The sequence below is a fragment of the Pseudarthrobacter sp. J47 genome (assembly GCF_049810315.1).
GTDB lineage: Bacteria > Actinomycetota > Actinomycetes > Actinomycetales > Micrococcaceae > Arthrobacter.
This window is the reverse complement of the sequence record NZ_CP187358.1, coordinates 509,327-532,598: the sequence shown is the minus strand read 5'-3', so window position 1 is coordinate 532,598 and position 23,272 is coordinate 509,327. Positions and strand designations below refer to the sequence as shown.

25 protein-coding genes and 3 tRNA genes are annotated in these 23,272 nt (G+C 65.4%); 10 read left to right on the top strand and 18 right to left on the bottom strand.

Translation table 11 applies throughout. The features are described from left to right. Positions 1-7: 7 nt before the first annotated feature. From mmsB to ACPJW8_RS02395, 5 genes are all read right to left on the bottom strand, one after another. A complete protein-coding gene (mmsB, locus tag ACPJW8_RS02415) occupies positions 8-997 on the bottom strand; it encodes a 3-hydroxyisobutyrate dehydrogenase (protein WP_330189393.1) in 990 nt (329 codons plus the stop codon). After that, entirely contained in the window at positions 990-2,102 is a 1,113-nt protein-coding gene (locus tag ACPJW8_RS02410; protein WP_330189394.1) for an enoyl-CoA hydratase/isomerase family protein, read from the bottom strand. The genes mmsB and ACPJW8_RS02410 overlap by 8 nt, the downstream gene beginning before the upstream one ends. Beyond that, complete coding sequence (locus ACPJW8_RS02405) at positions 2,102-3,595, bottom strand: CoA-acylating methylmalonate-semialdehyde dehydrogenase (RefSeq protein WP_330189395.1); 1,494 nt, start codon at positions 3,593-3,595, stop codon at positions 2,102-2,104. Before ACPJW8_RS02405 ends, ACPJW8_RS02410 begins: the two co-directional genes overlap by 1 nt. 115 nt (positions 3,596-3,710) lie before the next feature. Then, entirely contained in the window at positions 3,711-4,466 is a 756-nt protein-coding gene (locus ACPJW8_RS02400) for an ankyrin repeat domain-containing protein (protein WP_330189396.1), read from the bottom strand. An 11-nt stretch (positions 4,467-4,477) separates the two neighbouring features. Then, a complete protein-coding gene (locus ACPJW8_RS02395; protein WP_330189397.1) occupies positions 4,478-5,053 on the bottom strand; it encodes a heme-binding protein in 576 nt (191 codons plus the stop codon). 200 nt (positions 5,054-5,253) lie between these two features. Between ACPJW8_RS02395 and ACPJW8_RS02390 the strand changes: the two genes are divergently transcribed. The 4 genes from ACPJW8_RS02390 (at position 5,254) to ACPJW8_RS02375 (ending at position 8,895) form a co-directional block, all read left to right on the top strand. Continuing rightward, a complete protein-coding gene (locus ACPJW8_RS02390; protein ID WP_330189398.1) occupies positions 5,254-6,468 on the top strand; it encodes a sensor histidine kinase in 1,215 nt (404 codons plus the stop codon). Beyond that, on the top strand, positions 6,465-7,091 hold the full coding sequence (locus tag ACPJW8_RS02385; protein ID WP_330189399.1) for a response regulator transcription factor: 627 nt from the start codon (positions 6,465-6,467) through the stop codon (positions 7,089-7,091). The genes ACPJW8_RS02390 and ACPJW8_RS02385 overlap by 4 nt, the downstream gene beginning before the upstream one ends. A 69-nt stretch (positions 7,092-7,160) precedes the next feature. Then, on the top strand, positions 7,161-7,967 hold the full coding sequence (locus tag ACPJW8_RS02380; protein ID WP_330189400.1) for an exodeoxyribonuclease III: 807 nt from the start codon (positions 7,161-7,163) through the stop codon (positions 7,965-7,967). A gap of 22 nt (positions 7,968-7,989) precedes the next feature. Beyond that, complete coding sequence (locus ACPJW8_RS02375; protein ID WP_330189401.1) at positions 7,990-8,895, top strand: hypothetical protein; 906 nt, start codon at positions 7,990-7,992, stop codon at positions 8,893-8,895. Positions 8,896-8,965: 70 nt separating this feature from the next. Here ACPJW8_RS02375 and ACPJW8_RS02370 read toward each other — a convergent pair whose 3' ends face one another. The 4 genes from ACPJW8_RS02370 to ACPJW8_RS02355 all read right to left on the bottom strand — a co-directional run bounded on the left by ACPJW8_RS02370 (position 8,966) and on the right by ACPJW8_RS02355 (position 13,412). Then, entirely contained in the window at positions 8,966-10,015 is a 1,050-nt protein-coding gene (locus ACPJW8_RS02370) for a LacI family DNA-binding transcriptional regulator (RefSeq protein WP_330189402.1), read from the bottom strand. Positions 10,016-10,042: 27 nt separating this feature from the next. Beyond that, complete coding sequence (locus ACPJW8_RS02365; RefSeq protein ID WP_330189403.1) at positions 10,043-11,020, bottom strand: carbohydrate ABC transporter permease; 978 nt, start codon at positions 11,018-11,020, stop codon at positions 10,043-10,045. Beyond that, positions 11,017-11,982, bottom strand: coding sequence for a sugar ABC transporter permease (locus ACPJW8_RS02360; protein ID WP_330189404.1), 966 nt, complete (start codon positions 11,980-11,982; stop codon positions 11,017-11,019). The genes ACPJW8_RS02365 and ACPJW8_RS02360 overlap by 4 nt, the downstream gene beginning before the upstream one ends. A 92-nt stretch (positions 11,983-12,074) precedes the next feature. Then, the gene (locus ACPJW8_RS02355) at positions 12,075-13,412 is read right to left on the bottom strand and encodes a carbohydrate ABC transporter substrate-binding protein (protein WP_330189405.1); all 1,338 of its coding nucleotides are present in this window, start codon (positions 13,410-13,412) and stop codon (positions 12,075-12,077) included. A 123-nt stretch (positions 13,413-13,535) separates the two neighbouring features. Between ACPJW8_RS02355 and ACPJW8_RS02350 the strand changes: the two genes are divergently transcribed. Together ACPJW8_RS02350 and ACPJW8_RS02345 are read left to right on the top strand one after the other, a co-directional pair. Continuing rightward, positions 13,536-15,326 (top strand): glycoside hydrolase family 13 protein, encoded by a 1,791-nt coding sequence (locus ACPJW8_RS02350; protein ID WP_330189406.1) that lies wholly within the window; start codon positions 13,536-13,538, stop codon positions 15,324-15,326. A 30-nt stretch (positions 15,327-15,356) separates the two neighbouring features. Further along, positions 15,357-15,701 carry a hypothetical protein gene (locus tag ACPJW8_RS02345; protein WP_330189407.1) on the top strand — a complete coding sequence of 115 codons (345 nt, stop codon included), beginning with the start codon at positions 15,357-15,359 and terminating at the stop codon, positions 15,699-15,701. A gap of 108 nt (positions 15,702-15,809) precedes the next feature. Here the strand turns inward: ACPJW8_RS02345 and ACPJW8_RS02340 are convergent, their stop codons facing one another. The 9 genes from ACPJW8_RS02340 to ACPJW8_RS02300 all read right to left on the bottom strand — a co-directional run bounded on the left by ACPJW8_RS02340 (position 15,810) and on the right by ACPJW8_RS02300 (position 19,492). After that, positions 15,810-16,193 (bottom strand): hypothetical protein, encoded by a 384-nt coding sequence (locus ACPJW8_RS02340; RefSeq protein WP_330189408.1) that lies wholly within the window; start codon positions 16,191-16,193, stop codon positions 15,810-15,812. A 224-nt stretch (positions 16,194-16,417) separates the two neighbouring features. Beyond that, complete coding sequence (locus ACPJW8_RS02335) at positions 16,418-17,029, bottom strand: hypothetical protein (protein WP_330189409.1); 612 nt, start codon at positions 17,027-17,029, stop codon at positions 16,418-16,420. Then, positions 17,026-17,655 (bottom strand): DUF6286 domain-containing protein, encoded by a 630-nt coding sequence (locus tag ACPJW8_RS02330; protein WP_330189458.1) that lies wholly within the window; start codon positions 17,653-17,655, stop codon positions 17,026-17,028. Before ACPJW8_RS02330 ends, ACPJW8_RS02335 begins: the two co-directional genes overlap by 4 nt. A gap of 35 nt (positions 17,656-17,690) precedes the next feature. Beyond that, complete coding sequence (locus ACPJW8_RS02325; RefSeq protein ID WP_330189410.1) at positions 17,691-18,104, bottom strand: hypothetical protein; 414 nt, start codon at positions 18,102-18,104, stop codon at positions 17,691-17,693. Next, complete coding sequence (locus tag ACPJW8_RS02320) at positions 18,101-18,292, bottom strand: hypothetical protein (RefSeq protein ID WP_330189411.1); 192 nt, start codon at positions 18,290-18,292, stop codon at positions 18,101-18,103. The genes ACPJW8_RS02325 and ACPJW8_RS02320 overlap by 4 nt, the downstream gene beginning before the upstream one ends. Continuing rightward, entirely contained in the window at positions 18,289-18,762 is a 474-nt protein-coding gene (locus ACPJW8_RS02315) for an Asp23/Gls24 family envelope stress response protein (RefSeq protein ID WP_330189412.1), read from the bottom strand. The genes ACPJW8_RS02320 and ACPJW8_RS02315 overlap by 4 nt, the downstream gene beginning before the upstream one ends. Positions 18,763-19,124: 362 nt before the next feature. After that, positions 19,125-19,197: transfer RNA gene (locus ACPJW8_RS02310), tRNA-Phe, on the bottom strand. A 48-nt stretch (positions 19,198-19,245) separates the two neighbouring features. Then, positions 19,246-19,319: transfer RNA gene (locus ACPJW8_RS02305), tRNA-Asp, on the bottom strand. A gap of 100 nt (positions 19,320-19,419) precedes the next feature. Continuing rightward, positions 19,420-19,492 (bottom strand) — tRNA-Glu (locus tag ACPJW8_RS02300). Between the two features lie 160 nt (positions 19,493-19,652). Between ACPJW8_RS02300 and ACPJW8_RS02295 the strand changes: the two genes are divergently transcribed. The 4 genes from ACPJW8_RS02295 to ACPJW8_RS02280 all read left to right on the top strand — a co-directional run bounded on the left by ACPJW8_RS02295 (position 19,653) and on the right by ACPJW8_RS02280 (position 23,264). Continuing rightward, entirely contained in the window at positions 19,653-20,717 is a 1,065-nt protein-coding gene (locus ACPJW8_RS02295; RefSeq protein WP_330189413.1) for a PHP domain-containing protein, read from the top strand. A gap of 133 nt (positions 20,718-20,850) precedes the next feature. After that, entirely contained in the window at positions 20,851-21,867 is a 1,017-nt protein-coding gene (locus ACPJW8_RS02290; RefSeq protein WP_425256400.1) for a DMT family transporter, read from the top strand. A 10-nt stretch (positions 21,868-21,877) separates the two neighbouring features. Next, positions 21,878-22,300 (top strand): metallopeptidase family protein, encoded by a 423-nt coding sequence (locus ACPJW8_RS02285; RefSeq protein WP_330189414.1) that lies wholly within the window; start codon positions 21,878-21,880, stop codon positions 22,298-22,300. 43 nt (positions 22,301-22,343) lie between these two features. Next, positions 22,344-23,264 carry a cation diffusion facilitator family transporter gene (locus tag ACPJW8_RS02280; protein WP_330189415.1) on the top strand — a complete coding sequence of 307 codons (921 nt, stop codon included), beginning with the start codon at positions 22,344-22,346 and terminating at the stop codon, positions 23,262-23,264. Positions 23,265-23,272 lie beyond the last annotated feature (8 nt).

Sequence of the window (23,272 nt, the reverse complement as noted above, 5' to 3'; positions counted from 1 at the left end):
TGTTCCCTTACGTCTCTGTTGGCTGTTCAGTTTTCCGCGAAGCCATGCCCGCCGATTTGTCCCTGATGTCCGTAATGATGCCCGAAAAGTCCCGGCCCGCTCCGCCTTCGGCAGCGAACGTCTCGTAAATTTCGGTGGCCAGCGGACCCAGCCGGGCCGCCACGCCGTTGCTTTCCAGGGCGTTCAGCGCCAGCCGCAGGTCCTTGGCCATCAGCGCGCCGGCAAAACCGGGCTGGTAGTCGCGGTTGGCTGGACTGGTGGGAACCGGGCCCGGGACCGGGCAGTTGGTGGTGAGCGCCCAGCACTGGCCGGAGGCGTTGGAGGCGACGTCGAACAATGCTTCATGGGTCAGTCCCAGCTTTTCACCCAGCACAAAGGCCTCGCTGACGGCAATCATGGAGATCCCCAGGATCAGGTTGTTGCAGACCTTCGCCGCCTGCCCCAAACCGTGGTCCCCGCAGTGCACAATGCGTTTGCCCATCACTTCCAGCATGGGCCGGACGGCCTCGAAGTCTTCCGCCGTGCCGCCCACCATAAAGGTCAGGGTGCCGGCTTCAGCGCCCACCACGCCTCCGGAAACGGGCGCGTCAACGGAGCGGTGCCCGGCGTCGATGGCCAGTTGCGCAGCTTCCCGGGCCTCGTCCACATTGATGGTGGAGCAGTCCAGGAAGAGGGTCCCGGGGGCCGCTTCCGCCAACAGGCCGGGGCTGCCGTTGGCTCCGCGGTAGGCATCCAGCAGGTGCCGGCCGCTGGGCAGCATGGTGAGCACCACCGAGGCGCCCCGCACCGCGTCCACGGCGTTTTCCGCCGTGGGAACGCCATGCCGGCCGGCTTCCTCGATGGCTGCGGGAACCACGTCGAACCCCGCAACGCTGTAGCCGGCCTTGACCAGGTTCACGGCCATGGGACCGCCCATGTGGCCCAGGCCCAGGAACGCGATGGTTCCGGCCTGTCCCGGATCCTGCGAAATGCTGCCCTGTGAATCGGTGTCAGACATGATCGGACTCCCTCTCCTGCAGTTCCACTCCAGCTTCCAGTTCCAGTTCGGCCCTGCCCAACGGCTGGAAGAACCGTTCGACGTCGGCCGCCGTCACCTCATGCAGCGACGGCGGGTTCCACTTCGGGTTGCGGTCCTTGTCCACCACCTGCGCCCGGATGCCCTCGCGGAAATCTGCTCCGCTGAGGCACTTCAACCCCACCCGGTACTCCTGCTGCAGCGCCTGGGCCAGGGTCAGCTCCCGTGCACGGCGGATGCTGGCCAGGGTGACCTTGACGGACGTCGGGGATTTGGCCGTGATCGTCGCCGCGGCTTCGGCGGCCTCACCGCCCGCGGCTTCGAGCCGGTGGACAATCTCCTCGGCGTCTTCCCCCGCATAGCAGGCGTCGATCCAGCCCCGCTGCGCCTCCAGTGTGCTGGGCGGAGCTGTTGAGCTGAAACGTTCGACGGCGGCTTCCGGGCTTTCGTGTTCCAGCGCTTCGGCGAGCGCGGACAGCCGGCTGGACTCCACGAAGTGGTCCGCAAGGCCCAGGTAGATGGCGTCCGAACCGGTGCAGTGCGCCCCGGTGAGCGCGGCATGGGTTCCCGCCTCCCCCGGCGAACGGGCCAGCAGAAAGGTCCCGCCGACGTCGGGCACAAAACCAATGGTGGTTTCCGGCATCCCGGTGCGCGTCCGCTCGGTAACGATCCGGACTGATCCGTGGGCCGAAATCCCCACTCCGCCGCCCAGCACCAGGCCGTCCATCAACGCTACGTACGGCTTGGGATAGCCGGCGATCAGCGCGTTGAGCCGGTACTCCACCTGCCAGAACCTGGCCGTCCGGTCCCCGCCGGTGAGCATGTCCCGGTAGATGGCCACGATGTCACCGCCGGCACACAGGCCACGGTCGCCGGCGCCACGGACCAGGACCGTTGCGACGGCGTCATCCATGGCCCACGCGGTCAACTGCTCCAGCATGGCCGCAGCCATGCCCTCGGTAAGCGCGTTGACGGCCTTGGGCCGGTTGAGCGTGACGATGCCGAGGTGGCCGCGGCGCTCGAAGAGCACCTCTGGAGCGTGGGCGTCTGCCGGGTTCAGCTCCGGCCCGCGGCCCTCCGCCGTCACTAGCTTCCCTCCGGCATGATGAAACTGGCGCCGGAACGGACGCCTGACGGCCAGCGCGTGGTGATGGTTTTGGTCTTTGTGTAGAAGCGGAAGGCGTCGGGGCCGTGCTGGTTGAGGTCCCCGAATCCGGACGCCTTCCAGCCTCCGAACGTGTAGTACGCGATGGGTACCGGGATGGGTACATTGACGCCCACCATGCCCACCTGCACGCGGTTGGAGAAGTCGCGGGCGGCGTCGCCGTCGCGGGTGAAGATTGCCACCCCGTTGCCATATTCGTGCTCGGTGCAGAGCCGCAGCGCTTCCTCGTAATCGGCGGCACGCACCACGCTGAGCACCGGGCCGAAGATTTCTTCGCGGTAGATCGCCATGTCCTTGGTGACGTGGTCAAAGAGCGTGGGGCCCACCCAGAAGCCGCCGTCATAACCATCCACTTCAAGGCCGCGCCCGTCCGCAAGGAGGGTGGCGCCGTCGTCAATCCCTGACTGGATGTAACCCTCGATCCGCTCCTTGGCTGCGGCGGTGACCACCGGGCCGAAGTCGCTGTCCGGCTCCAGGCTTGGGCCCACCTTCAGCGCCTTGACCCGCTCCTGCAGGGTGGCCACGAGCTTGTTCGCCGTCTCCTCCCCCACCGGGACGGCCACGGAAATGGCCATGCAGCGCTCGCCGGCGGAACCATAGCCGGCACCCATGAGCGCGTCGGCAGCCATCTCCAGATCGGCGTCGGGCAGGATCACCATGTGGTTCTTGGCGCCGCCGAAGCACTGGGCGCGCTTGCCGTGGGCCGCCGCCGTTGAGTAGATGTACTGGGCGATCGGCGTGGATCCCACGAAGCCCACCGCCTTGACGCGCGGGTCCTCCAGCAGCGCGTCCACGGCGTCCTTGTCTCCGTTGACCACGTTGAACACGCCGTCCGGAACGCCGGCCTCGGTGAAAAGCTCGGCCAGCCGCAACGGGACTGACGGATCCCGTTCGGAAGGCTTGAGGATGAACGCGTTGCCGGCGGCGAGCGCCGGTCCGGACTTCCACAACGGGATCATGGCCGGGAAGTTGAACGGCGTTATGCCCGCGACCACACCCAGCGGCTGCCGGACCGAATGCACGTCCACCCCGCCGGCGTCGGAAAATTCGCCCTTGAGCAGGTGCGGGGCGCCGGCGGCGAACTCCACCACCTCGATGCCGCGCTGGATATCCCCCTTCGAATCCGCGAAAGTCTTGCCGTGTTCCCTGGACAGCATGGTGGCCAGCTCGTCCATATTGGCGTTGACAAGGTCCACGAACTTGAGCAGGATTCGGCCGCGGCGCTGCGGATTCATGGCGGCCCACTCCGGCTGTGCCTTCTCCGCACTAGCGATAGCGTTGGCTACCTCGTCCTTGGAAGCCAACGGAACCCGCGCCTGCACCTGGCCGGAACAGGGGTCAAAGACGTCCCCAAACCGGCCCGAGGTGCCATCAACCCGCTGTCCGTCTACGTAGTGGGAAAGCTCGCGCACCATAGTGGAATGCTCCTTCGCATGTGATCCAGGCCATCTTTGCAGCCGAATATACTCGGACTTCCTACTATTTTCCAGAGGGTGCGGATAGCGGCGGCGCCAGGGGGTCCGGACAGGATCAGCGGTTCCGGATCAGCCCCGCGATCTCCGTGAACCCGAGCCGCTCGGCATTGTCCAGGGCTGTGCGGCCCTGGGGATCGCGGATGCCCGGGTTGGCCCCGGCTTCAAGCAGCAGCCGCACGGTTTCCTGCTGGTTGGGTCCGCCGTTGTTGAGCAGGATCGCCTCCTGCATTGCGGTCCAGCCCAGGTTGTTGACGTGGTCCACGGGAACCCCGGCCGCGATAAGGATCTTCACCGTTTCCACATGCCCGTGCTCGCTCGCAGGAATCAGCGCGGTGCCGCCATAGCGGTTGATGCTGCGCACGTCCGCCCCTGCCGCGATCGTCAAGTGGAGCACCTCATTGAAGCCTTCAGCCCCGGCGTACAGGAACGCGGAATCCTGGATCGGGTCCCTGGCGTTGACGTCTCCGCCGGCCGCAATCAGCTCTGCAACCCGGGCGGGGTCGTTGGCCTTCGCGGCCAGGATCAACTGCTGGTCAAGGTCCATCTGCGCTTCCGGGGTCAGTGCTGCCCTGCGTTCGGCGGGCGTTACAGGAGCAGCCGACGACGGCGGTACCGACTCCGCGGCGGTGGGCACCGGCGTCGTGGGTGCTTGAGTTGTGGTTGCCTGTGGTGCCGTGGCGCCGGCGCTTGAGGATGCGGACGCGGCCGGTTCCGGGGCCGCCGTCGAGCACCCGGCCAGCAGCCCGCCAACCGCCAGCCCGGCCACAATCGCCAGGAGACGGCGCCGCGCTGCTTTCCTGAATCTCTTCACTGAACCAGAGCCTACTGGCCGGCAGCCACGATGGCGTCGGCCCCGGCGGTGGCGCACGCTTCGTCGAGCATGCCGTCAGGTGCGCCGCCCACGCCGATGCCGGCTACGGAGACGCCGTTGACCTTCAGCGGGACGCCGCCCGGAAGGTAGAGGGTGCCGGGCAGGTCTGCGATGGAGGGCTTGCCGTTGCCGCTGATCCGGCCTGCGAGTTCGCTGGTGGGAGCGCCGAATGCGGCGGCCGTGTAGGCCTTCTGCTTGGCGGCCTCGATGGTGTGCTCTGCGGCGTTGTCGCCGCGCAGCAGCGCCTGGACGGTGCCGAAGCGGTCCACCAGCGCCACGGTGACAAACGGCAGGTTGTCCGCCTGGCACTTGGCGAGCGCGGCCTTCACGGCATCGGCGGAGGCGCCAACACTGATCCGGTTCTGCTGGACTGTGGTGTTCGGGGCGGCCGGAACATCGACGGCGGGAAGGGACAGCGGAGCCGGCTGCTGGGGCACGGACACGGCATTTGCGACGGCGGTGATCCCGCCGGTGAGGACCAGGGCGCTGACGGCTGCGCTGCTGAACAGCATGGTGGACTTCTTCATTGCTTCTCCCGTTGATTGGCGTTCCCGGCGCTCTCACCGGGGCATGCTTCAAGCTTCGCCGGAGCCCCTGGTCACAGGCATCGCCCAAGCGGTTGGCGCCTCCTCATCCGTTCAGCGGGCGGTATCAGCCAAATGGCTGAGAGACCAGCAACGGCAAGGGAATTAGCATGGTGGGTAGGCCTTCAAACGGACAGGAACCCATGCCAGCAACCAGGATCGACGGCCGGATCGACGCCGTGGTCCACATCAGCTTCGCCGTGCTGATGGTGGCCTCCGGCGTGCGCTACGTTATGCGCCACTCCCCCGCGGACAATCTGTGGACTGTGGCCCTGGCCGGAACCGTCTGCGCACTTTACGCGGCAGTGGCTGTCCTTTCCCTCCGCGGCCAGCCGTGGATGCCCTGGATGTTCGCCCTCGTGGCCGCCTGGTCCGCCCTGGTGATCGCGGCGCCGAGCTTCGCATGGGGTTCGTTCGCCCTGTTTTTCCTGGCCCGTTCCGCGTTCCGCGGCTGGGCTGCCTATGTGGCCTCCGGGATCACGGCGGCGGCCACCGCCGTCGGACTCTTCCGGATGAGCGGCGGCACGGACATCGCCATGCTCCTGGGGCCGCTGGCCGCCGGGCTGCTGCTCACCCTTATTTACGGCCGGATTGAGCAGGACGCCCAGGTCCAGAAACAACTTCTCGACGACGTCACCCAGGCCCAGGAACAGCTCACTGCAAGCGAACGTGCGGCAGGCGTGGCCGCGGAACGCGAAAGGGTTTCCCGGGAGATCCACGACACCGTCACGCAGGGCCTGGCCAGCAGCCTGCTCCTGTTGGAGGCGGCCCAGCGGTCCTGGCCGGAGCCGCAGTCCAGGGCGGAGATCCACAAAGCCGCGGCACTGCTGCGCCAGAATCTTGCCGACACCCGCACCCTGGTCCACGAACTCTCCGCGCCCGGCCTGGAAACAGGCCCGCTGCCGGAGGCCCTGGAACAGGCCGCCGGGCAGTACCTGGAGGCGTTCCGGTTCCAGGTCACGGGAGATCCGGTGCCGGTTCCCGGGGAGGTCCGCCATGCCCTGCTGCGCGTGACCCAGAGCGCCGCGGCCAACATCCAGCGGCACGCGGACGCGGAGAACGTGAGCATCACACTGGGCTATCTTCCCGGTGCGGTCACCCTGGACGTGTTCGACGACGGCCGCGGCTTCAATCCGTTGGCGGTGCCGGCGCCGTCTGAGGAGGGCGGGTATGGACTGCGGGCCATGCGGCAGCGGGTGGAGCAACTGGGCGGTATGTTGTCAGTGGAAAGCGCTCCGGGCGAAGGCACCGTCATTGCCGCGCAGATTCCGTTGCCGGAGGCCGGAACCCCATCCACCGCCAGCCCGTCCACGCCAGCCCGTTCCGCGCCAGCCCCATCAACCCAGGAGCTCCCATGACCCCCATAACCGTCGTCCTCGTGGACGATCATGTGGTGGTCCGGAGCGGCCTCAAGGCACTGTTGGACACCCAGCCTGATATCGCCGTCGTGGGTGAAGCGGCCTCAGGTGAGGAAGCGCTGGCCGCCGCGGAAACCTCCTCACCGGACGTCATCCTGATGGACCTGGCCATGGGGCCCGGCATGGACGGGATCGAGGCGATCCGGAAGCTCCGGCAGCGCAACGGGAAGCAGGCGGTGATAGTCTTCACCACCTACGATTCCGACGCCGACATTGTCCGGGCCGTGGATGCCGGGGCCATCGGCTACCTGCTCAAGGACGCCGCGCCGGAAGAGATCTTTGCGGGCATCCGCGCCGCCGTGCAGGGCAAAAGCGTCATGAGCCCGCCGGTGGCCTCCCGCCTTTTCCAGCAGATGCGCAATCCGGACGAGGTCCTCACCGCCCGGGAGGCGGAACTGCTGAGCCTGCTCACCCAGGGCCTGAGCAACCGCGAACTGGGCAAGCAGCTGTTCATTTCCGAAGCCACCGTCAAGACCCACCTGGCCCACATCTACGCCAAGCTCGGTGTGGAAACCCGGGCCGCTGCCATTGCCACGGCCATCCGCCGCGAAGGGATGCGCTGACGCCGGACCAACGCCCGGCAGCGCGGCCCCCTCAGGCGGGCAGCCCACAAGTTCGGTAAGTTAGGAACTGTGAAGATTGCTACGTGGAACGTTAACTCCCTCCGGGCCCGCGCGGACCGGGTCGAAGCCTGGCTGCAGCGCAGTGACTGCGATGTCCTGGCCATCCAGGAAACCAAATGCAAGGACGACAACTTCCCGTGGGAACTGTTCGAGCGGATGGGGTACGAGGTAGCGCACTTCGGTCACAGCCAGTGGAACGGCGTGGCTATCGCCTCCCGCGTGGGGCTGGAGGACGTGGAGCGCACGTTCGTTGACCAGCCCACGTTCGGCAAGGCCGGCAAGGACCCCGTCCAGGAAGCCCGCGCCATTGGCGCCACCTGCAACGGCGTCCGCGTCTGGAGCCTGTACGTGCCCAACGGCCGCGCCCTGAACGACGAACACATGCCCTACAAGCTGAAGTGGCTGGACATGCTCAACGCCCATGCCCGCGGCGAACTGGCGGCCAACCCTGACCTGCAGCTGGCCCTGATGGGCGACTGGAACATCGCCCCGCGGGACGAAGACGTCTGGGACATCGACCTCTTCCTCACCCAGGGCTACACACACGTCAGCGAACCCGAGCGCGAGGCCTTCCGGGCGTTCGAAGCGGCCGGCTTCACGGACGTCGTCCGCCCCTACACCCCCGGCCCCGGCGTCTACACCTACTGGGACTACACCCAGCTCCGCTTCCCCAAGAAGGAAGGCATGCGGATCGACTTCGTACTGGCCTCCCCCGCCCTGGCGGACCGGGTCACGGGAGCATCGATCGACCGCGAAGAGCGCAAAGGCAAGGGCGCGTCGGACCACGCGCCGGTGATTGTGGAGCTGGCAGACTGATTCCCAGGAAACGGAGGCGGATATGACCGGAAGCATCTACCGGGGGCAGGCAGGCCTGCCGTTCTCCTCCGCCCTCCGGGTCTACGAGCCCCTGCACGCCTTCCCGGAAGAACAGCGTGCAGCCCTCCGCAAGGCGGCACTGAGCGCTTCCTCGCGTGACGCCGTCGAAAATGCCGAGCTGCTGGCCTCCCTGGGCAGGATCACGCGCGAAGGCGGGGACCCCTTCCCTACCGGGCGCACGGATCTGGTGCGGGTGCGGTCCGTGAAGAACGACGCCGGTGCTGCCGCCAGCAAAGGCGCAAACGCGAACTCTGCCGGAACTGCCGGTCCGGAAGACCTGCTGTACTGCCCCAGCCAGCTGGTGCTCCGCGCCGGGTTGGCCGCGAACGCGCTGATGGAAGGCATCCACGGGCCCCTCGCCCAGCTGCTGATCCCTGAGGAGCAGCTGGACAAGCACCAGGAGCGGATCAACCAGGTCAAGGCCAGCGGTGACTCGCCGCGCGTGCATACCCGGGCGTCCACCTGGGGCATCCCGTTCAGCTGGTTCTCGCTCTTTATGGAGGGCGACCGGCAGGAAGTGGTGGAGTCGCAGGGAAAGATCGCCACGGTCAGGGTGTGGACCACGCTCATTGAGGCGCTGGAGAGGGCGCGTTACGCCGTCGCACATCTTGCCCTGGCTGCTCCGGACCTGGACATGCTGGAGGAGCTTGCCCAGCTGACCGCCTGGCTGGAACGGTTCGATTCCGGTTCCGTGGTGGAGCTGGACTACGGCGCTGTGGCGGACAAGGTGCATCCTGACGATTCCCCGCTGGACATCCGGCTGGGCATCGAGTGCCTGGCCGAGGGCGACATGACCGGCGCCGCGGCTGCCTACCGCCGCCTGGCGTCGCGTTGGATCCCCATCCGGCAGCTGGCCCGCGCCTCCTGACCCCACTTCCCACCCCAACTAGGTCGCACTTGTTGCCGTTTAGAGCGCTCTAAAGGGCAACAACTGCGACCTAGTTGGGCGGGGCCGTGGAGCTGCGGACAATCAGCTCGTGCGGCGCGACGGCGGAATGTACAGCGCCGCTGTGGCCGTCCAGTTCGTCAAGGAGCATCTTCGTGGCAAGCTCCGCCTGCTCGTCAGGCCGCTGGCCAACCGTGGTCAGGCCCATGGCCTCTGCGAAGTCGTGGTTGTCGATGCCCACCACGGAGACGTCCTGGGGAATCCTGACGCCATACCGGGCGGCTTCGAACATCACGCCCATGGCCATCTCGTCCGAGGCGCAAAAGATTGCCGTGGGCTTTGACCCGGGGGCATTCCACAGGCGCTGGAAGGCTTCCTGGCCGCCGCGCACCGTGAAATCGCCCAGCTGGTCCCATTCCGGCCGGTCCACCAGGCCGGCCCGCTTCATGACGTCGTGAAACGCCAGGATGCGCACGCGGGGAACGTCGAAGTTAAGGTCCGTCTGGTCATCGCCATGGATCAGCGCAATATCCTTGTGCCCGATCTCCACCAGGTGTTCGACGCCGGTGGTGGCGGCCGCGTAGTCGTCTATGCCGATGTAGGCGCAGTCTTCCACGTGCCCGCCCACCACTACCAGCGGAATGTCGATCTTCTGCAGGTGGTCCAGTTCCTCATGGGTGAGGGCCATGCAGAGCACCAGCAGGGCATCGATCTGCTTGTAGACCATGGTCTTGCTGAACAGCCGTTCCCTGTTGCTGCCGTGCCCGCCCAGGTTGAACAGGGACAGGTTGTAATTCCGGGTGTGCAGCTCCCTGTCTGCGCCCTCGATCGCCTTGGAGAAGAACCACCGGCTCACGAAGGGCGCCAGCACGCCAATCGTCCGGGTCCGGCCGGTGGCAAGGCCCGACGCCGACGACGACGCCACATAGCCGAGGTTCCCCGCCACCTCGAGGATCTTCTCGCGCGTGGCGGGCGAGACCCGGGGCAGGCCCCGGACCGCGCGGGACACCGTGGCCGTGGAGAACCCTGCGGCAGCAGCGACATCTTCAATACTGACGCCGCTGTGCCCTCCCCTCTGGGTCCTTTCAGATGTGCGTGCCACGGTTCCCTCCTGAGATTACGGGCGGCATCAGCCCTTCAGGCCGCCCGCCAGCAGACCGCGGACAAAGTAGCGCTGGAGGCCGAAGAAGACCAGGAGCGGAACAATGATGGAGACGAACGCTGCCGCGGGGTTCAGGTAGTCACGGTTGCCACGGGTACCTGAAATTTCCGCCAGCCGCTGCGTAATGGGCGCGACGTCTGCCGTACCACCGGAGAACACCAGCGCCACCAGCAGGTCATTCCACACCCACAGGAACTGGAAGATTGCCAGCGATGCCAGTGCCGGCACGGACAGCGGCAGGATGATCCGCCAGAAGATCGTGGAGTGCCCGGCGCCGTCAACCTTCGCCGCCTCGATGACCTCACCCGGAATTTCCGAGATGAAGTTGTGGAGCAGGAAGATGCCCAGCGGCAAACCGAAGATCGTGTGGGCGATCCACAACTGCGTGTAGGAACCCGGCGGGATCTGCAGCGTCTGGGTGAAGAGCTTCAGCAGCGGAATCAGGGCCATTTGCAGCGGGATGATCTGCAGTGCGAACACAAAGATGAATGCCGCTTCCCTGCCCCGGAAGTTGCCCCACGCGAAAATGTAGGCAGCCATGGACGCCAGCACCAGGACGAACACGGTGACCGGGATGACAATGGCCAGCGAGTTCACGAAGTACTGCGAAAGGTTTGCCGACTGCGATCCAGCAGGTGCCGTCACGTCCACGTAGTTCTTGAAAGTGAACTGCCAGTCGGTGAAGAAGTTCCACCAGCCGTCTGACCGCGGACCCACCTGTTTTGCGGCAGGGCGGAAGGAAGACACAAACAGCCCAAAGGTGGGAACGGTCCACACTACGGCGATGACCAGCGCTGCGGCCGTGGCCCAGCGAGAGGTCAGCCGCTTCTTGACGCGCCGCATGATGGGGGCGGAATCGTCCGGATCAAGGGGGCGGCCCGTACGGGTGGTGCGGATGGTTCCGGTGTTGTTTTCAGCCGAATCCGGCGCTGGCATGACTGTCATCGGATTTCCTTTTGCTGGCGAAGGACTCGGGCGTTGTAGATAACGATCGGCAGGACCAGGAGGAAGAGCACCAGGGCCAGTGCCGCACCCCTGCCGGGTTCACCGGCGCGGAAGGCCTGCGTGTACATCTCATTCGCTACGACGGAGGTTTCGTAGTTGCCCGCCGTCATGGTGCGGACAATGTCAAAGACCTTGAGGGTGGCAATGGTAATGGTGGTCAGCACCACCACCAGGGACCCGCGGATGCCGGGGATGGTGACGTTGCGGAACTGCTCCCAGGCGTTGGCACCGTCCAGGCGGGCCGCTTCCACGAGTTCCACCGGCACGCCCTTGATGGCTGCGGAGAGGATCACCATGGCAAAACCGGTCTGGATCCACACCATCACGATGATGAGGAAGATCGTGTTTTCCGGAGCATCCAGCAGGAACTGCTTGGGCTCCATACCGAACATCACGCGCAGGGCGTTCAGCACGCCCGTCTGCTCGATGTTCGGGCCGCGGTAGTCGTAGACCAGCTTCCAGATGATGCCGGCACCCACGAAGGAGATGGCCATGGGCATAAAAACCAGGGCCTTGAGGACCCTCTCGCCGCGGGCCTTGTCAATGAACACTGCGTAGGCAAGGCCGAAGACCGTGGAGAGAAGCGGCACCAGGACGGTCCAGATGATGGTGTTGCGCAACGTGACCAGCGCTTCGGGCTGGGTGAACATCCACACGAAGTTGTCGACGCCGTTGAGCTTGCCGCTTGCGTCGGTGAATGCCAGGAATGACGTTTGGACGGCCGGATAGACCAGTCCTACAAGTAGAAGAATTGCTGCCGGTGCAAGAAACCCGGCGATGGTGACTTTGTCTTTGGCGGACTTGGGTGCCCTGTCCACCAGCAACATGATGAGTCCGATAATCGCGGCAAATACTGCCAAGGCGATAAAGACCTGAAGGAACTTTCCTCCGATAAAGTCCATTGCCCAACCTCCGTGGTGTGCTTGGATCCGAATGTCGACGGTACGTCACACCCCCGGGGCGTGGGGCCCCGGGGGTGTGACGTGGAGGAGGGTCAGCTCGCGGGCCAGCTGCTTTCGATGCTGTTGACTACATCCTCAGAAGGCGTGCCGTTGATCCAGGACACGATTCCCTTCCAGAAGGAGTTGGAACCAACCGCGCCGGGCATCAGGTCCGAGCCATCGAACCGGAATACGGTGTCCGGATCCTGGAGAAGTTCGATCGAGAGCTTGTCCAGTTCGGACTGGGCGTTCTCCGGATCGAGTCCCTTGTTTGCACTGACTACGCCACCAAGCTTGACGCGGTCGTTGGCGAATTCGGCACTGGCCATGTAAGCCTGGAATGCCTGCACCTCAGGGGTGTCCTTGTAGGCTGCGACCATTTCGCCACCACCCGTGATGGCCTGGCCCTTGCTTTCATCAATAGGCGGAGTCATAAAGGCCCAGACGTCTCCGTCGGGTGCAACAACCGTTCCTTCAGGCCAGTTGGAAGCCTGGAAGTTTGCCTGGTGGTGCATGGCGCACTGTCCGTCAAGGACCGGCTGGCCGGCCTGGGCGAACCCGGTGGTCAGGATGGAGCGGACGTCACCAAAGCCGCCGTTGACCATTTTGTCGTCCAACAGGATTTCACCCGTGGTGTTGAAGGCTTCCACAATCTTGGGATCGTTGAAGGGGATTTCGTGGGCAACCCACTGGTCATAAACCTCGGGACCGTGGGCGCGGAGAACAACGTCCTCGATCCAGTCCGTGCCGGGCCAGCCGGTTGCTTCGCCGGATTCGAACCCTGCGCACCAGGGCTTCATGGCGCCGGCGTCAGCAATGGTGTTGGAAAGCTCCATCATTTCGTCCCAGGTGGTGGGGACTTCCCAGCCGTTGTCCTCGAACGTCTTGGGGGCGTACCAGACGAAGCCCTTGACGTTGGCGAGCATGGGAGCTGCGTAGAAGGTGCCGTCAACGGTGCCGTACTTCTTCCAGTCAGCTGACCAGTTCTCATCCACGGCGTCAGAGACGGTCTGCGGGGCGGGCTTCAGGTTGCCTGCACGTGCCTGGTCTGCCATGAGGCCCGGCTGCGGGAAGATGGCGATGTCCGGGGCGTTGCCGGCCTGGGCGCGGACGCCGATCTGGGTTTCGAATTCCTTGCTGCCCTCATATTTGATGGTGGCGCCGGTGCATTCCTCGAACGCTGCCCAGGTCTGCTCAAGGTTGGTGGCTTCGAGGTCCACGATGGTGGAGTAGACGGAGACCGTCTTGCCCTCGTGCTGGCCGTAGGACTCATAGGCTGTGCAATCGACGTCGCTGGGTGTCTCGGTTCCGCCGTCGGAGCTGCACGCGGAGAGCGTGAGCGCCAGGATTCCGGTGGCCGCCATGGGCAACAGGTACTTTCGGTTTTTCATGCTTCTGACTCCTCGATGAGTACAAGAAAAATTGGCCCCGCATTGATGTGGTGACCATCACACTAGTAAGGTTCTAGGAGGAAATGCAAGCGTTTACACAATTTCTTCCGCTGAAGGAGTCTAATGCCCCAGGCCGTTATACCCACCCCAGGTTCAGAGCTCGCTGCCTGGTGGGCCGATGCCGTGGTCTACCAGATTTATCCCCGGTCCTTTTCTGACGCCAACGGGGACGGCCTGGGCGATCTGCGCGGAGTGACCGAGCGGCTGGACTACCTGAAGCGTTTGGGTGTGGACGCCGTCTGGTTGTCTCCCTTCTATCGCTCCCCGCAGGCCGATGCGGGCTACGACGTGGCGGACTACCGGGCCGTGGACCCGATCTTCGGGACCCTGCAGGACTTCGACGCCATGCTGGAGCAGGCGCATGGGCTGGGCCTGAAAGTCATTGTGGACCTGGTCCCCAACCACACTTCGGACGAGCACGTATGGTTCCAGGAAGCACTGGCCTCCCCGCCGGGCTCACCGGCCCGCGAAAGGTACATCTTCCGGACGGGCAAGGACCAGGAACCGGGCTCCGGCGACGGCCTGCTGCCGCCCAACAACTGGCAGTCCATCTTTGGCGGGCCGGCCTGGACCAGGGTCACGGAGCCAGACGGCACACCCGGCGAGTGGTACCTGCACCTGTTCGACACCAAACAGCCGGACCTCAACTGGGCCAACCCGGAAGTGCACGAGGAAATGGAATCCGTCCTGCGCTTCTGGCTGGACCGGGGTGTGGACGGCTTCCGGGTTGACGTGGCCCACGGGCTGGTCAAGGAGGAAGGGCTGCCGGACTGGGCAGGGGCGGCGGCCATGGTGGAAGGGCAGCAGGCGGGACACCACGAATCCGGCGACGCCCCAGGCGCCCACACGGACGCCGAGGAACCGCACCGTGCCCCCACGCCTGACGCGCCGGCGTCGCCCTACCTGGACCAGGACGGCGTCCATGAGATTTACCGCGAGTGGCACCAGGTACTCGCGGAGTACGACGGCGACCGCATGATGGTTGCCGAAGCCTGGGTTGAACCCGCAGAACGGCTTGCCCGCTACATCCGCAAGGACGAGATGCAGCAGGCCTTCAACTTCGATTTCCTGCTGGCTGGCTGGGACGCCGCACGGATGGCCGTGGCGATCGAAGACTCGCTGGTTTCCGCCGCCACCGTGGGAGCTTCCTCCACGTGGGTGCTCAGCAACCACGACACCGTCCGTCATGCCAGCCGCTTTGGCCTGAAGGATCCCACGACGTTCCCCAAGGGGATCGGCAAGGAAGACGAACAGCCGGACCAGCAGCTGGGACTCACGCGGGCACGCGCCGCCACGCTTGTATCGTTGGCGCTGCCCGGTTCCGCCTACGTGTACCAGGGCGAAGAGCTGGGCCTGCCCGAGCACACCACGCTGCCTGATACCGCCCGCCAGGATCCCTCGTTCTTCCGCACGCTGGGGGCCGAACGCGGACGCGACGGCTGCCGGGTTCCGCTGCCCTGGCGTTCGGATGCCCCCGGCTACGGATTCTCCTCTGCACAGCAGTCGGCCGCACCGTGGCTGCCCCAACCCCCATCCTTCGGTGAGCTGGCTGCTGACCTGCAGGACGGCGTCGAAAGTTCCACCCTTGAGCTCTACCGCAGCGCACTTGATCTGCGACGGCGGTATTCACTGGGTTCGGGCAGCTTCAGCTGGGCGGACGCCCACGACCCCGGGAACGGAGTCCTGGCGTTCCAGAACCGGGACTTCCTGGTCATGGCCAACATGGGCACGGTGCCGGTGGCCGTGCCTGACGGTTACGCCGTCCTGCTTTCCAGTATTTACGACGTCGGGAACCTCGCCTCGGTGCCCACGGACAGCGCCGTATACCTCGTGGCAACCGGGACCGGCGCCTGAAGAATTGTTGCCCGGCGGAAGGAAGGACGCATGGAACATTCGGCAGTCGGAAAGCTGCAGGGAGGATTCAACGTGGTCAGCGGGGCCTGGCCGCTGGTGCACATGCGCAGCTTCGAAGCGGTCACCGGAGCCAAGACTGACAAGTGGCTGGTCCGTACGGTGTCCGGCCTGCTGATCACCATCGGCGCGGCCCAGCTTCGCGCGGCCGGAACACCCGGGGGCGCGGACCAGGCCCGGTTGTTAGGGATCGGGACGGCGGCCACGCTGACCGCCATCGACCTGACATACGTGGCAAAGGGGCGGATCAGCAAGATCTACCTGCTGGATGCCGCCGTCGAACTGCTGCTGATCAGGAGCTGGCTGCGCGCCAGGTAACAGCGCCAGTTCGGGCCGGGGACTCGACCGCCGGGAACGCCAGGGGCGCCTGCATCCGCTGGATGCCGGCGCCCCTGGTAAAGCCGTTGGTGGAAGTAAGCCCCGGAGCTACTTGCCGCCCTTGAAGAAACCGGCGATTTTGGCACCGAATCCCTTCACGTTCTCGGTGACATCGCCGGCAAGTTCCTTGGCGTTCTCCGAAACGTCTCCGCTGAAGAACTCCTTCACGTTCTCCGTGACGTCAGAGGCCAATTCCTTGGCGTTCTCCGCAACATCGCCGGCAAGTTCCTTGGCGTTGCCCGCCACATCGCCGCTGAAAAATTCCTTGACGTTCTCTGCTGCCTCGCCAGCGAACTCCTTGACGTTCTCCACGGCTTCGCCAGCGAGTTCCTTAACGTTCTCCACTGCGTCTGCCGCACCCTCAGGGGCAGCAGCTGCGGCGCCGTCGATAACTTCTTCGGCAGCCGGGTTTCCTGGAACTTGTTCGGTCACGATTTCTCCTTGGTAAACCGGTCCTGGAACCGGGTCTGGGATGCCCGGCAGGCACGTCACCTGCTGCGGGAAGATCAGTGTCCCCGTGAACAAACTAGGGCCACAGCCGCGTCATGGCAACACTGGCGCCTTTTAGGGCAACCTGCGCCGCGCTTTTCACAACACGAGCCGAATTGCCGCCCAGCAGCGGGTTAATCGCACGAAGCCACCAGGTAAACGGGCACCTAGCGGACGCGCTCCGCCCTGCTCAACCGCGTGCGTGCACCGGCGCTGATGTGGACGAGCACCGGGATCCTCTCCCCCACCAGTTCCTCCAGCGCCGCCACGAGTTCGGCCACCTCTACGGCCAGCAACTGCGGGGCAACACCCTGCCGCGGCTGCAGCCGGATCCGCAGTGCCGGGTTTCCCTTGATGCTGTAGGTGGCAACGGAGGAGCCGGCCAGATCAGCGCGTCCGGCCAAGGCACCCTTGATGGCCTGTTCGGCCACTCCTCCGGCAATTCTTACCGTGCCCGGGACGTCGCCATCCTCCCGAGGGGCAACCAGCAGGTCCGCGCGCCCCTTGCCCTGCTGCGCTACCCAGGCGATCACCAGGCCGATCAGCACCGCGAGCACCACCGCCACCACGATCCAGAGCCAGCTCTCCGGCCGTCCGGGGAAGCGTGTCTGCTCGAAGGACCGCAGCGCCATATCCCACAACCTGGAGGACCAGGCCTGCCACCAGCGCGCCACGGCAGGAACCGTGGCGAGGAGTACCAACAGGATGCCCACGGCCAGGAGCTTTGCACCCAGGATGCCGATCAGGATCCTGTTCAGTGCGCGAGGTGTGCTGTTCATGCGCCAATCACCCCTGACGTAGCCACAACCACGCGGACGTCCGGCCGGGGCACCGGTGACATGTGGTCCAGTTCAGCCCGTACCGCCGCGAGGATGGTGTCCTCGCTGACCGGCGCACCCGAAGTGGGCCTGACGTTGACCAGCACCTGCCGTTGGGACACCACCACCATCACCTGCTCCGGTGTGACGTTCGCAGCCAGCCTGGCGCTTCTGGCCAGGGCCGAGGCAATAGCTTCATCGTCCACAACAACGGCCACTGAATCCGGCGACAAGCCCAGGGCGCCGGCGTCCAGCGCATGGCGTGCCCGGCGACCCGGAAGGAGCGCCTGGAGCAGGAAGAACAGCCCCGCCATGGCCACCACACCGCCTGCGGCAGCAAGAAGCGCCGGCGGAATACCCGAGGGAAGGGCTGTGATCCGCTGGGCTGCAAGATGCGGTTCGATCAGCCAGGCCGGCTGGCCAATGGCATGGACTCCGGCTTCAAGGAGCCCGTAGGTGGCCAGAAGTCCCACCAGGACGGCGGCCAGGATGGCAGCGCCGGCCCGCGGCGAACGGGTCTCCCGACGCACCACGCGCGCAAGGTCCACCGGGGCCCGGTTGGCCGCCACCCCAGCACGGCGGGGCACCGCTTCCTCCGCGGGCAACTGCTTGTGGTCCACGCTCAACGCACCCTCCCGCCGTCGTTGATCTTTACTCCGCTGATCCGGATATCCACCCTGCTCAGCTGCGCACCGCTGAGTGCTGTGACGCTGCCCAGGATGTCCGATTTTGCTTTGACCAGACGGTCCAGGATGGGCCCGCCAAAACTGCGGAGCCGGCCGGGATCACGGGCCACAACGGCCAGGGGCGGCACCTGTACCGGCGAGACGATGGACAGGGCCAGCAGGCCGTCGTCGTCCGTCCAGTCAACGCGGATGTCATGCGCGGGGACGCCCAGCGCGCGGGCAGCGGACGCCTTGGCCAGGCTGCTCAGTGCCTGCGTGCTGATCCGGTTGTGGCCGTGGAGCTGTTGCCCCGTACCCGTCTGGGCGTCAGGGTTGCCGGGCTGCGTGACCGATCCGGCTGCCGTGCTCATGACGATGAGCGGCGGCCGGTGATGGCATCCAGGACGCGTCGAAGGTCCAGCTTCCCCTCAGCGGCGCGTCCCAGGAGCGCGCCGATGCCCATAAAGAGCACCGACGCCAGGAAACCCCAGGGGCCGAAGGCGAAGGACATAAAGGCCAGGAAGGCGCCGGCGGCGATGCCAACCACTGTCAGGTTCACGCGAGTACCTCCCGGTCAGCGCCTGGCTTTGGCGGCGCGGCGATATAGACGTCATTGATCTCGACGTTCACTTCAATGACCTGCAGGCCAACAAGCTCCTCCACTGCCCGGTACACGGCAGCGCGGACCGCGTTGGCAAGTGAGTGCAGGGGCGTGCCGTAAGTAGCAACGAGGTTGATGTCCACGGCCACCTGGGTTTCCCCGACTTCTGCATGGATACCGGCAGCGTGGTCCGAACTTCCCACGGCCTCGCGGATGGCACCCAGCGCACGGGTGGATCCGGTACCGAGCGAGTGGACGCCCGGAACAGCGCGGGCGGCAATGCCGGCGACCTTCTCCACGGCGGTTTCCGAGATCACCGTGCGGCCCCGGGCACCCGGTACATCTGCGGCGGCGGCCCCCTGAACAGGCACGACGGGCCCTCGGCTGGCAATCGATCCGGGTTCGGATTGCGGTTCTGGATATTCCATGAGCTCTCCCCCTTCTGTTGCTCCAACCCTATCCCTTGGCCATGACATCGTGTCTACGGTCACGCCGCGGGTCCGGTCTGGCGCTACGCAAATGCCCCCACGACGCGCACCCTGCCTCGCGCTACGCACATGCACCCATGACGCGGACCCTGCCTGGTGCTACGCATATGTCCCCACGACGCGGAAATACCCTGCGCGTCAGGACATATGCGCATCGAAAACGGTCGGGGCACGGATGGGGCGGGAAGGCGGGCCACACCGGTCAAGCCAAAGTCACGCGGTTCGGGGAACGAAAAAACCCCGCAGCTCCCATCTCTGGGAACTGCGGGGTTCTAGCTGCTAGCGTTGAGCTTGCCGAAACGTGGCTCCGACCGGCGTCGATCCGGTGACCTTTCGATTTTCAGTCGAACGCTCTACCAACTGAGCTACAGAGCCTAGGTGACTAGTCACCATGAGAGCCGGAATTTCTTCCAACAATCAAAGCGACCCTGACGGGACTTGAACCCGCGACCTCCGCCGTGACAGGGCGGCGCGCTAACCAACTGCGCTACAGGGCCTTGCGATTACTGCATTTTGTTGCTCCACGACATTGCTGCCGCTTTTTTTCAAGGGCTCCAGCTTAGCAGACTTTTCCAGCCTGCCAGACCGTTCCTTGCGTACCCCCAACGGGATTCGAACCCGTGCCGCCGCCGTGAAAGGGCGGTGTCCTAGGCCGCTAGACGATGGGGGCCTGAACTCAATCCGAAGGCAAAAATAAAAGGCTTCGAGCCACTGGCTCTCCGTCTTCATCCCTGTATTTCTCCGAACTGGACTCTAAAACTATAGGGCCTTAGCGGGGATTATCCAAAATCGGCCGATCGACCCGAAGGCGAAGGGTGCAAAATGGTCAGATGGATGCCGTCGCCGCACTCAACGAAATCGCCTTCTGGCTTGAGCGGGGGCGCGCGGCCACGTTCAAGGTCCAGGCCTTCCGGAAGGCTGCTGCCACCATCGAGGCCCTGGCGCCGGAGGAGCTGGAAGCGCGGGCGCGCGATGGCCGGCTGAAGTCCATGAAGGGCATTGGGGACCGGACCTACACCGTGATCCGCCAGGCAGTGGACGGCGCCGTTCCGGACTATCTTGCCGAGCTGCGGGCCAGGACCGCCGAGCCCCTGGCTGCAAATGGCCACAGCATCAGCGCCGCCCTCCGCGGAGACCTGCACAGCCATAGCAACTGGTCCGACGGCGGTTCCCCCATTCCCCTGATGGTGGATGCCGCGCGGGTCCTGGGCCGTGAATACCTGGCGCTCACTGACCACTCCCCCAACCTCACCATCGCCAACGGGCTCACCGCTGAGCGGCTCACGGCCCAGCTCACGGAGGTGGAGAAGATCAACGCGGCGGTTGCCAGGGAAGTGAAGAACGACGGCGGCACGGACTTCCGCCTTCTCGCCGGCATTGAGGTGGACATCCTGGAGAACGGCGAACTGGACCAGTCGCCGGAGATGCTGGCGCGGCTGGACATTGTGGTGGCCAGTGTCCACTCCAAGCTCAGGGCAGACCGGGGCACCATGACCAAACGGATGTTGGGCGGCATCACCGCACCGGAGACCAATGTGCTGGGCCATTGCACGGGGCGGCTGGTGGAGGGTTCGCGGGGAACCAGGCCGCAGTCCGAGTTCGACGCCGCCGCAGTCTTCGCCGCCTGCGTGGAGAACAACGTAGCGGTCGAAATCAACTCAAGGCCGGAGCGCCAGGACCCTCCGGACAACCTGCTGCAGCAGGCCGTGGAGGCGGGCTGCCTGTTCAGCATCGACAGTGACGCGCACGCTCCCGGGCAACTCGATTTCCTCCAATACGGGGCAGAACGGGCCGAACTCAACGGTGTTCCCGTGGAACGGATCGTCAACACGTGGCCACTGGACCGGCTCCTCGAGTGGGCGGGGAACGGAGCCGGTAAAGGAGCCGCCGGGTAGCGGGCCCCGAACCTGCCTCTGGCGGATCCCGTAAGGCCTGCGCGCGCCCTTGGGCCGGAGGGTGGCAGGAATTTGTGCTGAACTGTCCGATTTCCGCCGGACCGGCACGGCCACCCGGAACTACATTTGATCTATGAGTCACGCCACCGGAAGCAACACCAGCGCTTCCCCCGCAAACCAACCCGGCCCCGAACCAGTAACGACTGCAGCGGCCGGGAATGACCCCACACCCCCAAAGGTCCCTGAAAAAGTACCACCCCTGGCCATCGTCGCCATGGTGACAACCGTGGTGCTCTGGGCCTCGGCGTTCGTCGGCATCCGGGCGGTCGGGCCCAGCTTCTCCCCCGGTTCCCTGACGTTGGGACGGTTGGCGGTGGCCGCCGTCGTACTCGGTTTGGTAGTGCTTCCCACCCTCCGCACGCTGCCGAAGGGCCGTGAGTGGTGGCCCATACTGGCCTACGGAGTGATGTGGTTTGGCGGCTACAACGTTGCCCTCAACGCCGCGGAGCACACGCTCGATGCCGGCACCAGCGCCCTGCTGATCAACGTCAGCCCCATCATGGTGGCCGTCCTGGCCGGGTTCGTCCTCAAGGAGGGCTTCCCGCGCTGGCTCCTGATCGGAAGCGTTGTGGCATTCGGCGGCGTGGCCATTATTGCCCTGGGTTCCGGAAGGCAGTCGACGGCGGACGTTGCCGGGGTGCTCCTGTGCCTCCTTGCCGCCGTGCTCGCCGCAGTCAGCGTCATCATCCAGAAGCCGGTGCTGAAGAAGTTTCCGGCCGGCCAGGCCACGTGGTTCGGGATTATGGTGGGCGCCATCTGCTGCCTCCCGTTCACCGGCCAGCTGGTCACCGAACTCCAGCAGGCCGAACTGACTGCCACGCTGGGCTTGGTGTACCTGGGCGTCTTCCCCACAGCGATCGCCTTCACCACCTGGGCCTACACGCTCTCGCTCATCGACGCCGGCAAACTGGCCGCCACCACCTACCTGGTCCCCGGGACAACCATCCTGATTTCATGGCTGCTGCTGGGCGAAGTTCCCACCATCTGGGGGTTGGCGGGTGGCGTGCTCTGCCTGGTGGGCGTGGCACTGACCCGCAGGCGCTCGCGTCCCCGCAAGCAGGCGGCGCAGGGAGCTGACCGGCGGGGCTAAAGTCTTCAGTATGCCCAGCCACCTTCCACCCGGCCTGCCGATCGTCCCGGATGGACCCTCCCAGCCGTTCCACCTCAGTCCTGACGAGTTCGAGGCCGCCGTGGCTGAAGCCCTGGACATGATCCCGCCGGCACTTGCCCGGGCCATGGACAACGTGGCCGTGTTCATCGAGGACGACTACGTGCCCGCGCCGCACGAGGACCCGGACACCGTCCTGCTGGGCCTCTACGAAGGCACTCCGCTGACCGAACGCGATTCCTTCTGGGATGCCGGCTCACTGCCGGACCGGATCACCATTTTCCGCAAACCCATCCTGGACATCTGCAGCAGCCGCGAGCAGGTCATCGAGGAAGTGGGCGTCACCGTGGTGCACGAAGTAGCCCACCATTTTGGCATCGACGACGAACGCCTGCACCAGCTGGGCTGGGACTAGCCGCGGGAGCGCCGGAGCAGCTTCGCAGCGATAACCTAGCCCTATGGGACACGATCACAGCCACACGCATGGACTGACGGGCACGGCCAAACACCGCAAGCGCCTGATCATGGTCCTGGCAATCACCCTGGCCGTGGTCCTGATCCAGATCGTCGGCGCCGTTCTGTCCGGATCACTGGCCCTGTTGGCCGACGCCGGCCACATGCTCTCCGACGCCGCAGGCGTATTCATCGCACTGCTTGCCTCCTGGATCGCCACCCGCCCCGCCAGTGAGCTTCGAACCTACGGGTACCAGCGCGCAGAGGTGCTGGCAGCCATGGCCAACGCCCTGATCCTGATCGTGATCGCCGTGGTGATCGTCATCGAAGCAATCCGCCGGTTCGGGGAAACTCCCGACGTCCAGACCGACATCATGCTGTGGGCTGCCGTTCTTGGTGCCGTTGCCAACTTGGTGTCCCTGCTGATCCTGCGGGGCGGCCAGAAGGAAAGCCTGAACGTCCGTGGTGCGTACCTGGAGGTGCTGGGAGACCTGCTGGGATCGATCGCCGTCATTGTGGCCGCGATCGTCATCATGACCACCGGTTTCCAGGCCGCGGACACCATCGCGTCCCTGGTGATCGCCGTGATGATCCTCCCCCGCGCCTGGAGCCTGCTGCGGGACGTGGTGGACGTGCTGCTGGAAGCCACCCCCAAGGGCGTGGAAGTCCAGATGATCCGGGAACACATCATGTCCGTCCCCGGCGTGGTGGACGTCCACGACATCCACATCTGGACCATCACGTCCGGCGTTCCGGTTTTCTCTGCGCACATCGTGGTGGAGGACTCCATGATCAGCGCCCATGGAGCAGACCAGATACTGGACAGGCTGGGCAGTTGCCTGGGCTCGCACTTCGATACAGAACACTGCACGTTCCAGCTGGAACCGGCCAGCCATTCCGAACACGAATCCCACCAGCACGCCTAGGGGAACGC

Bases quoted from the DNA above. Each gene is read 5' to 3' on its own strand.
- mmsB (WP_330189393.1), bottom strand. From the start codon at position 997: ATGTCTGACACCGATTCACAGGGCAGCATTTCGCAGGATCCGGGACAG.
- ACPJW8_RS02405 (WP_330189395.1), bottom strand. From the start codon at position 3,595: ATGGTGCGCGAGCTTTCCCACTACGTAGACGGACAGCGGGTTGATGGC.
- ACPJW8_RS02395 (WP_330189397.1), bottom strand. From the start codon at position 5,053: ATGAAGAAGTCCACCATGCTGTTCAGCAGCGCAGCCGTCAGCGCCCTG.
- ACPJW8_RS02390 (WP_330189398.1), top strand. From the start codon at position 5,254: ATGCCAGCAACCAGGATCGACGGCCGGATCGACGCCGTGGTCCACATC.
- ACPJW8_RS02385 (WP_330189399.1), top strand. From the start codon at position 6,465: ATGACCCCCATAACCGTCGTCCTCGTGGACGATCATGTGGTGGTCCGG.
- ACPJW8_RS02375 (WP_330189401.1), top strand. From the start codon at position 7,990: ATGACCGGAAGCATCTACCGGGGGCAGGCAGGCCTGCCGTTCTCCTCC.
- ACPJW8_RS02365 (WP_330189403.1), bottom strand. From the start codon at position 11,020: ATGACAGTCATGCCAGCGCCGGATTCGGCTGAAAACAACACCGGAACC.
- ACPJW8_RS02360 (WP_330189404.1), bottom strand. From the start codon at position 11,982: ATGGACTTTATCGGAGGAAAGTTCCTTCAGGTCTTTATCGCCTTGGCA.
- ACPJW8_RS02355 (WP_330189405.1), bottom strand. From the start codon at position 13,412: ATGAAAAACCGAAAGTACCTGTTGCCCATGGCGGCCACCGGAATCCTG.
- ACPJW8_RS02350 (WP_330189406.1), top strand. From the start codon at position 13,536: ATGCCCCAGGCCGTTATACCCACCCCAGGTTCAGAGCTCGCTGCCTGG.
- ACPJW8_RS02345 (WP_330189407.1), top strand. From the start codon at position 15,357: ATGGAACATTCGGCAGTCGGAAAGCTGCAGGGAGGATTCAACGTGGTC.
- ACPJW8_RS02335 (WP_330189409.1), bottom strand. From the start codon at position 17,029: ATGAACAGCACACCTCGCGCACTGAACAGGATCCTGATCGGCATCCTG.
- ACPJW8_RS02325 (WP_330189410.1), bottom strand. From the start codon at position 18,104: ATGAGCACGGCAGCCGGATCGGTCACGCAGCCCGGCAACCCTGACGCC.
- ACPJW8_RS02315 (WP_330189412.1), bottom strand. From the start codon at position 18,762: ATGGAATATCCAGAACCGCAATCCGAACCCGGATCGATTGCCAGCCGA.
- ACPJW8_RS02295 (WP_330189413.1), top strand. From the start codon at position 19,653: ATGGATGCCGTCGCCGCACTCAACGAAATCGCCTTCTGGCTTGAGCGG.
- ACPJW8_RS02290 (WP_425256400.1), top strand. From the start codon at position 20,851: ATGAGTCACGCCACCGGAAGCAACACCAGCGCTTCCCCCGCAAACCAA.
- ACPJW8_RS02285 (WP_330189414.1), top strand. From the start codon at position 21,878: ATGCCCAGCCACCTTCCACCCGGCCTGCCGATCGTCCCGGATGGACCC.
- ACPJW8_RS02280 (WP_330189415.1), top strand. From the start codon at position 22,344: ATGGGACACGATCACAGCCACACGCATGGACTGACGGGCACGGCCAAA.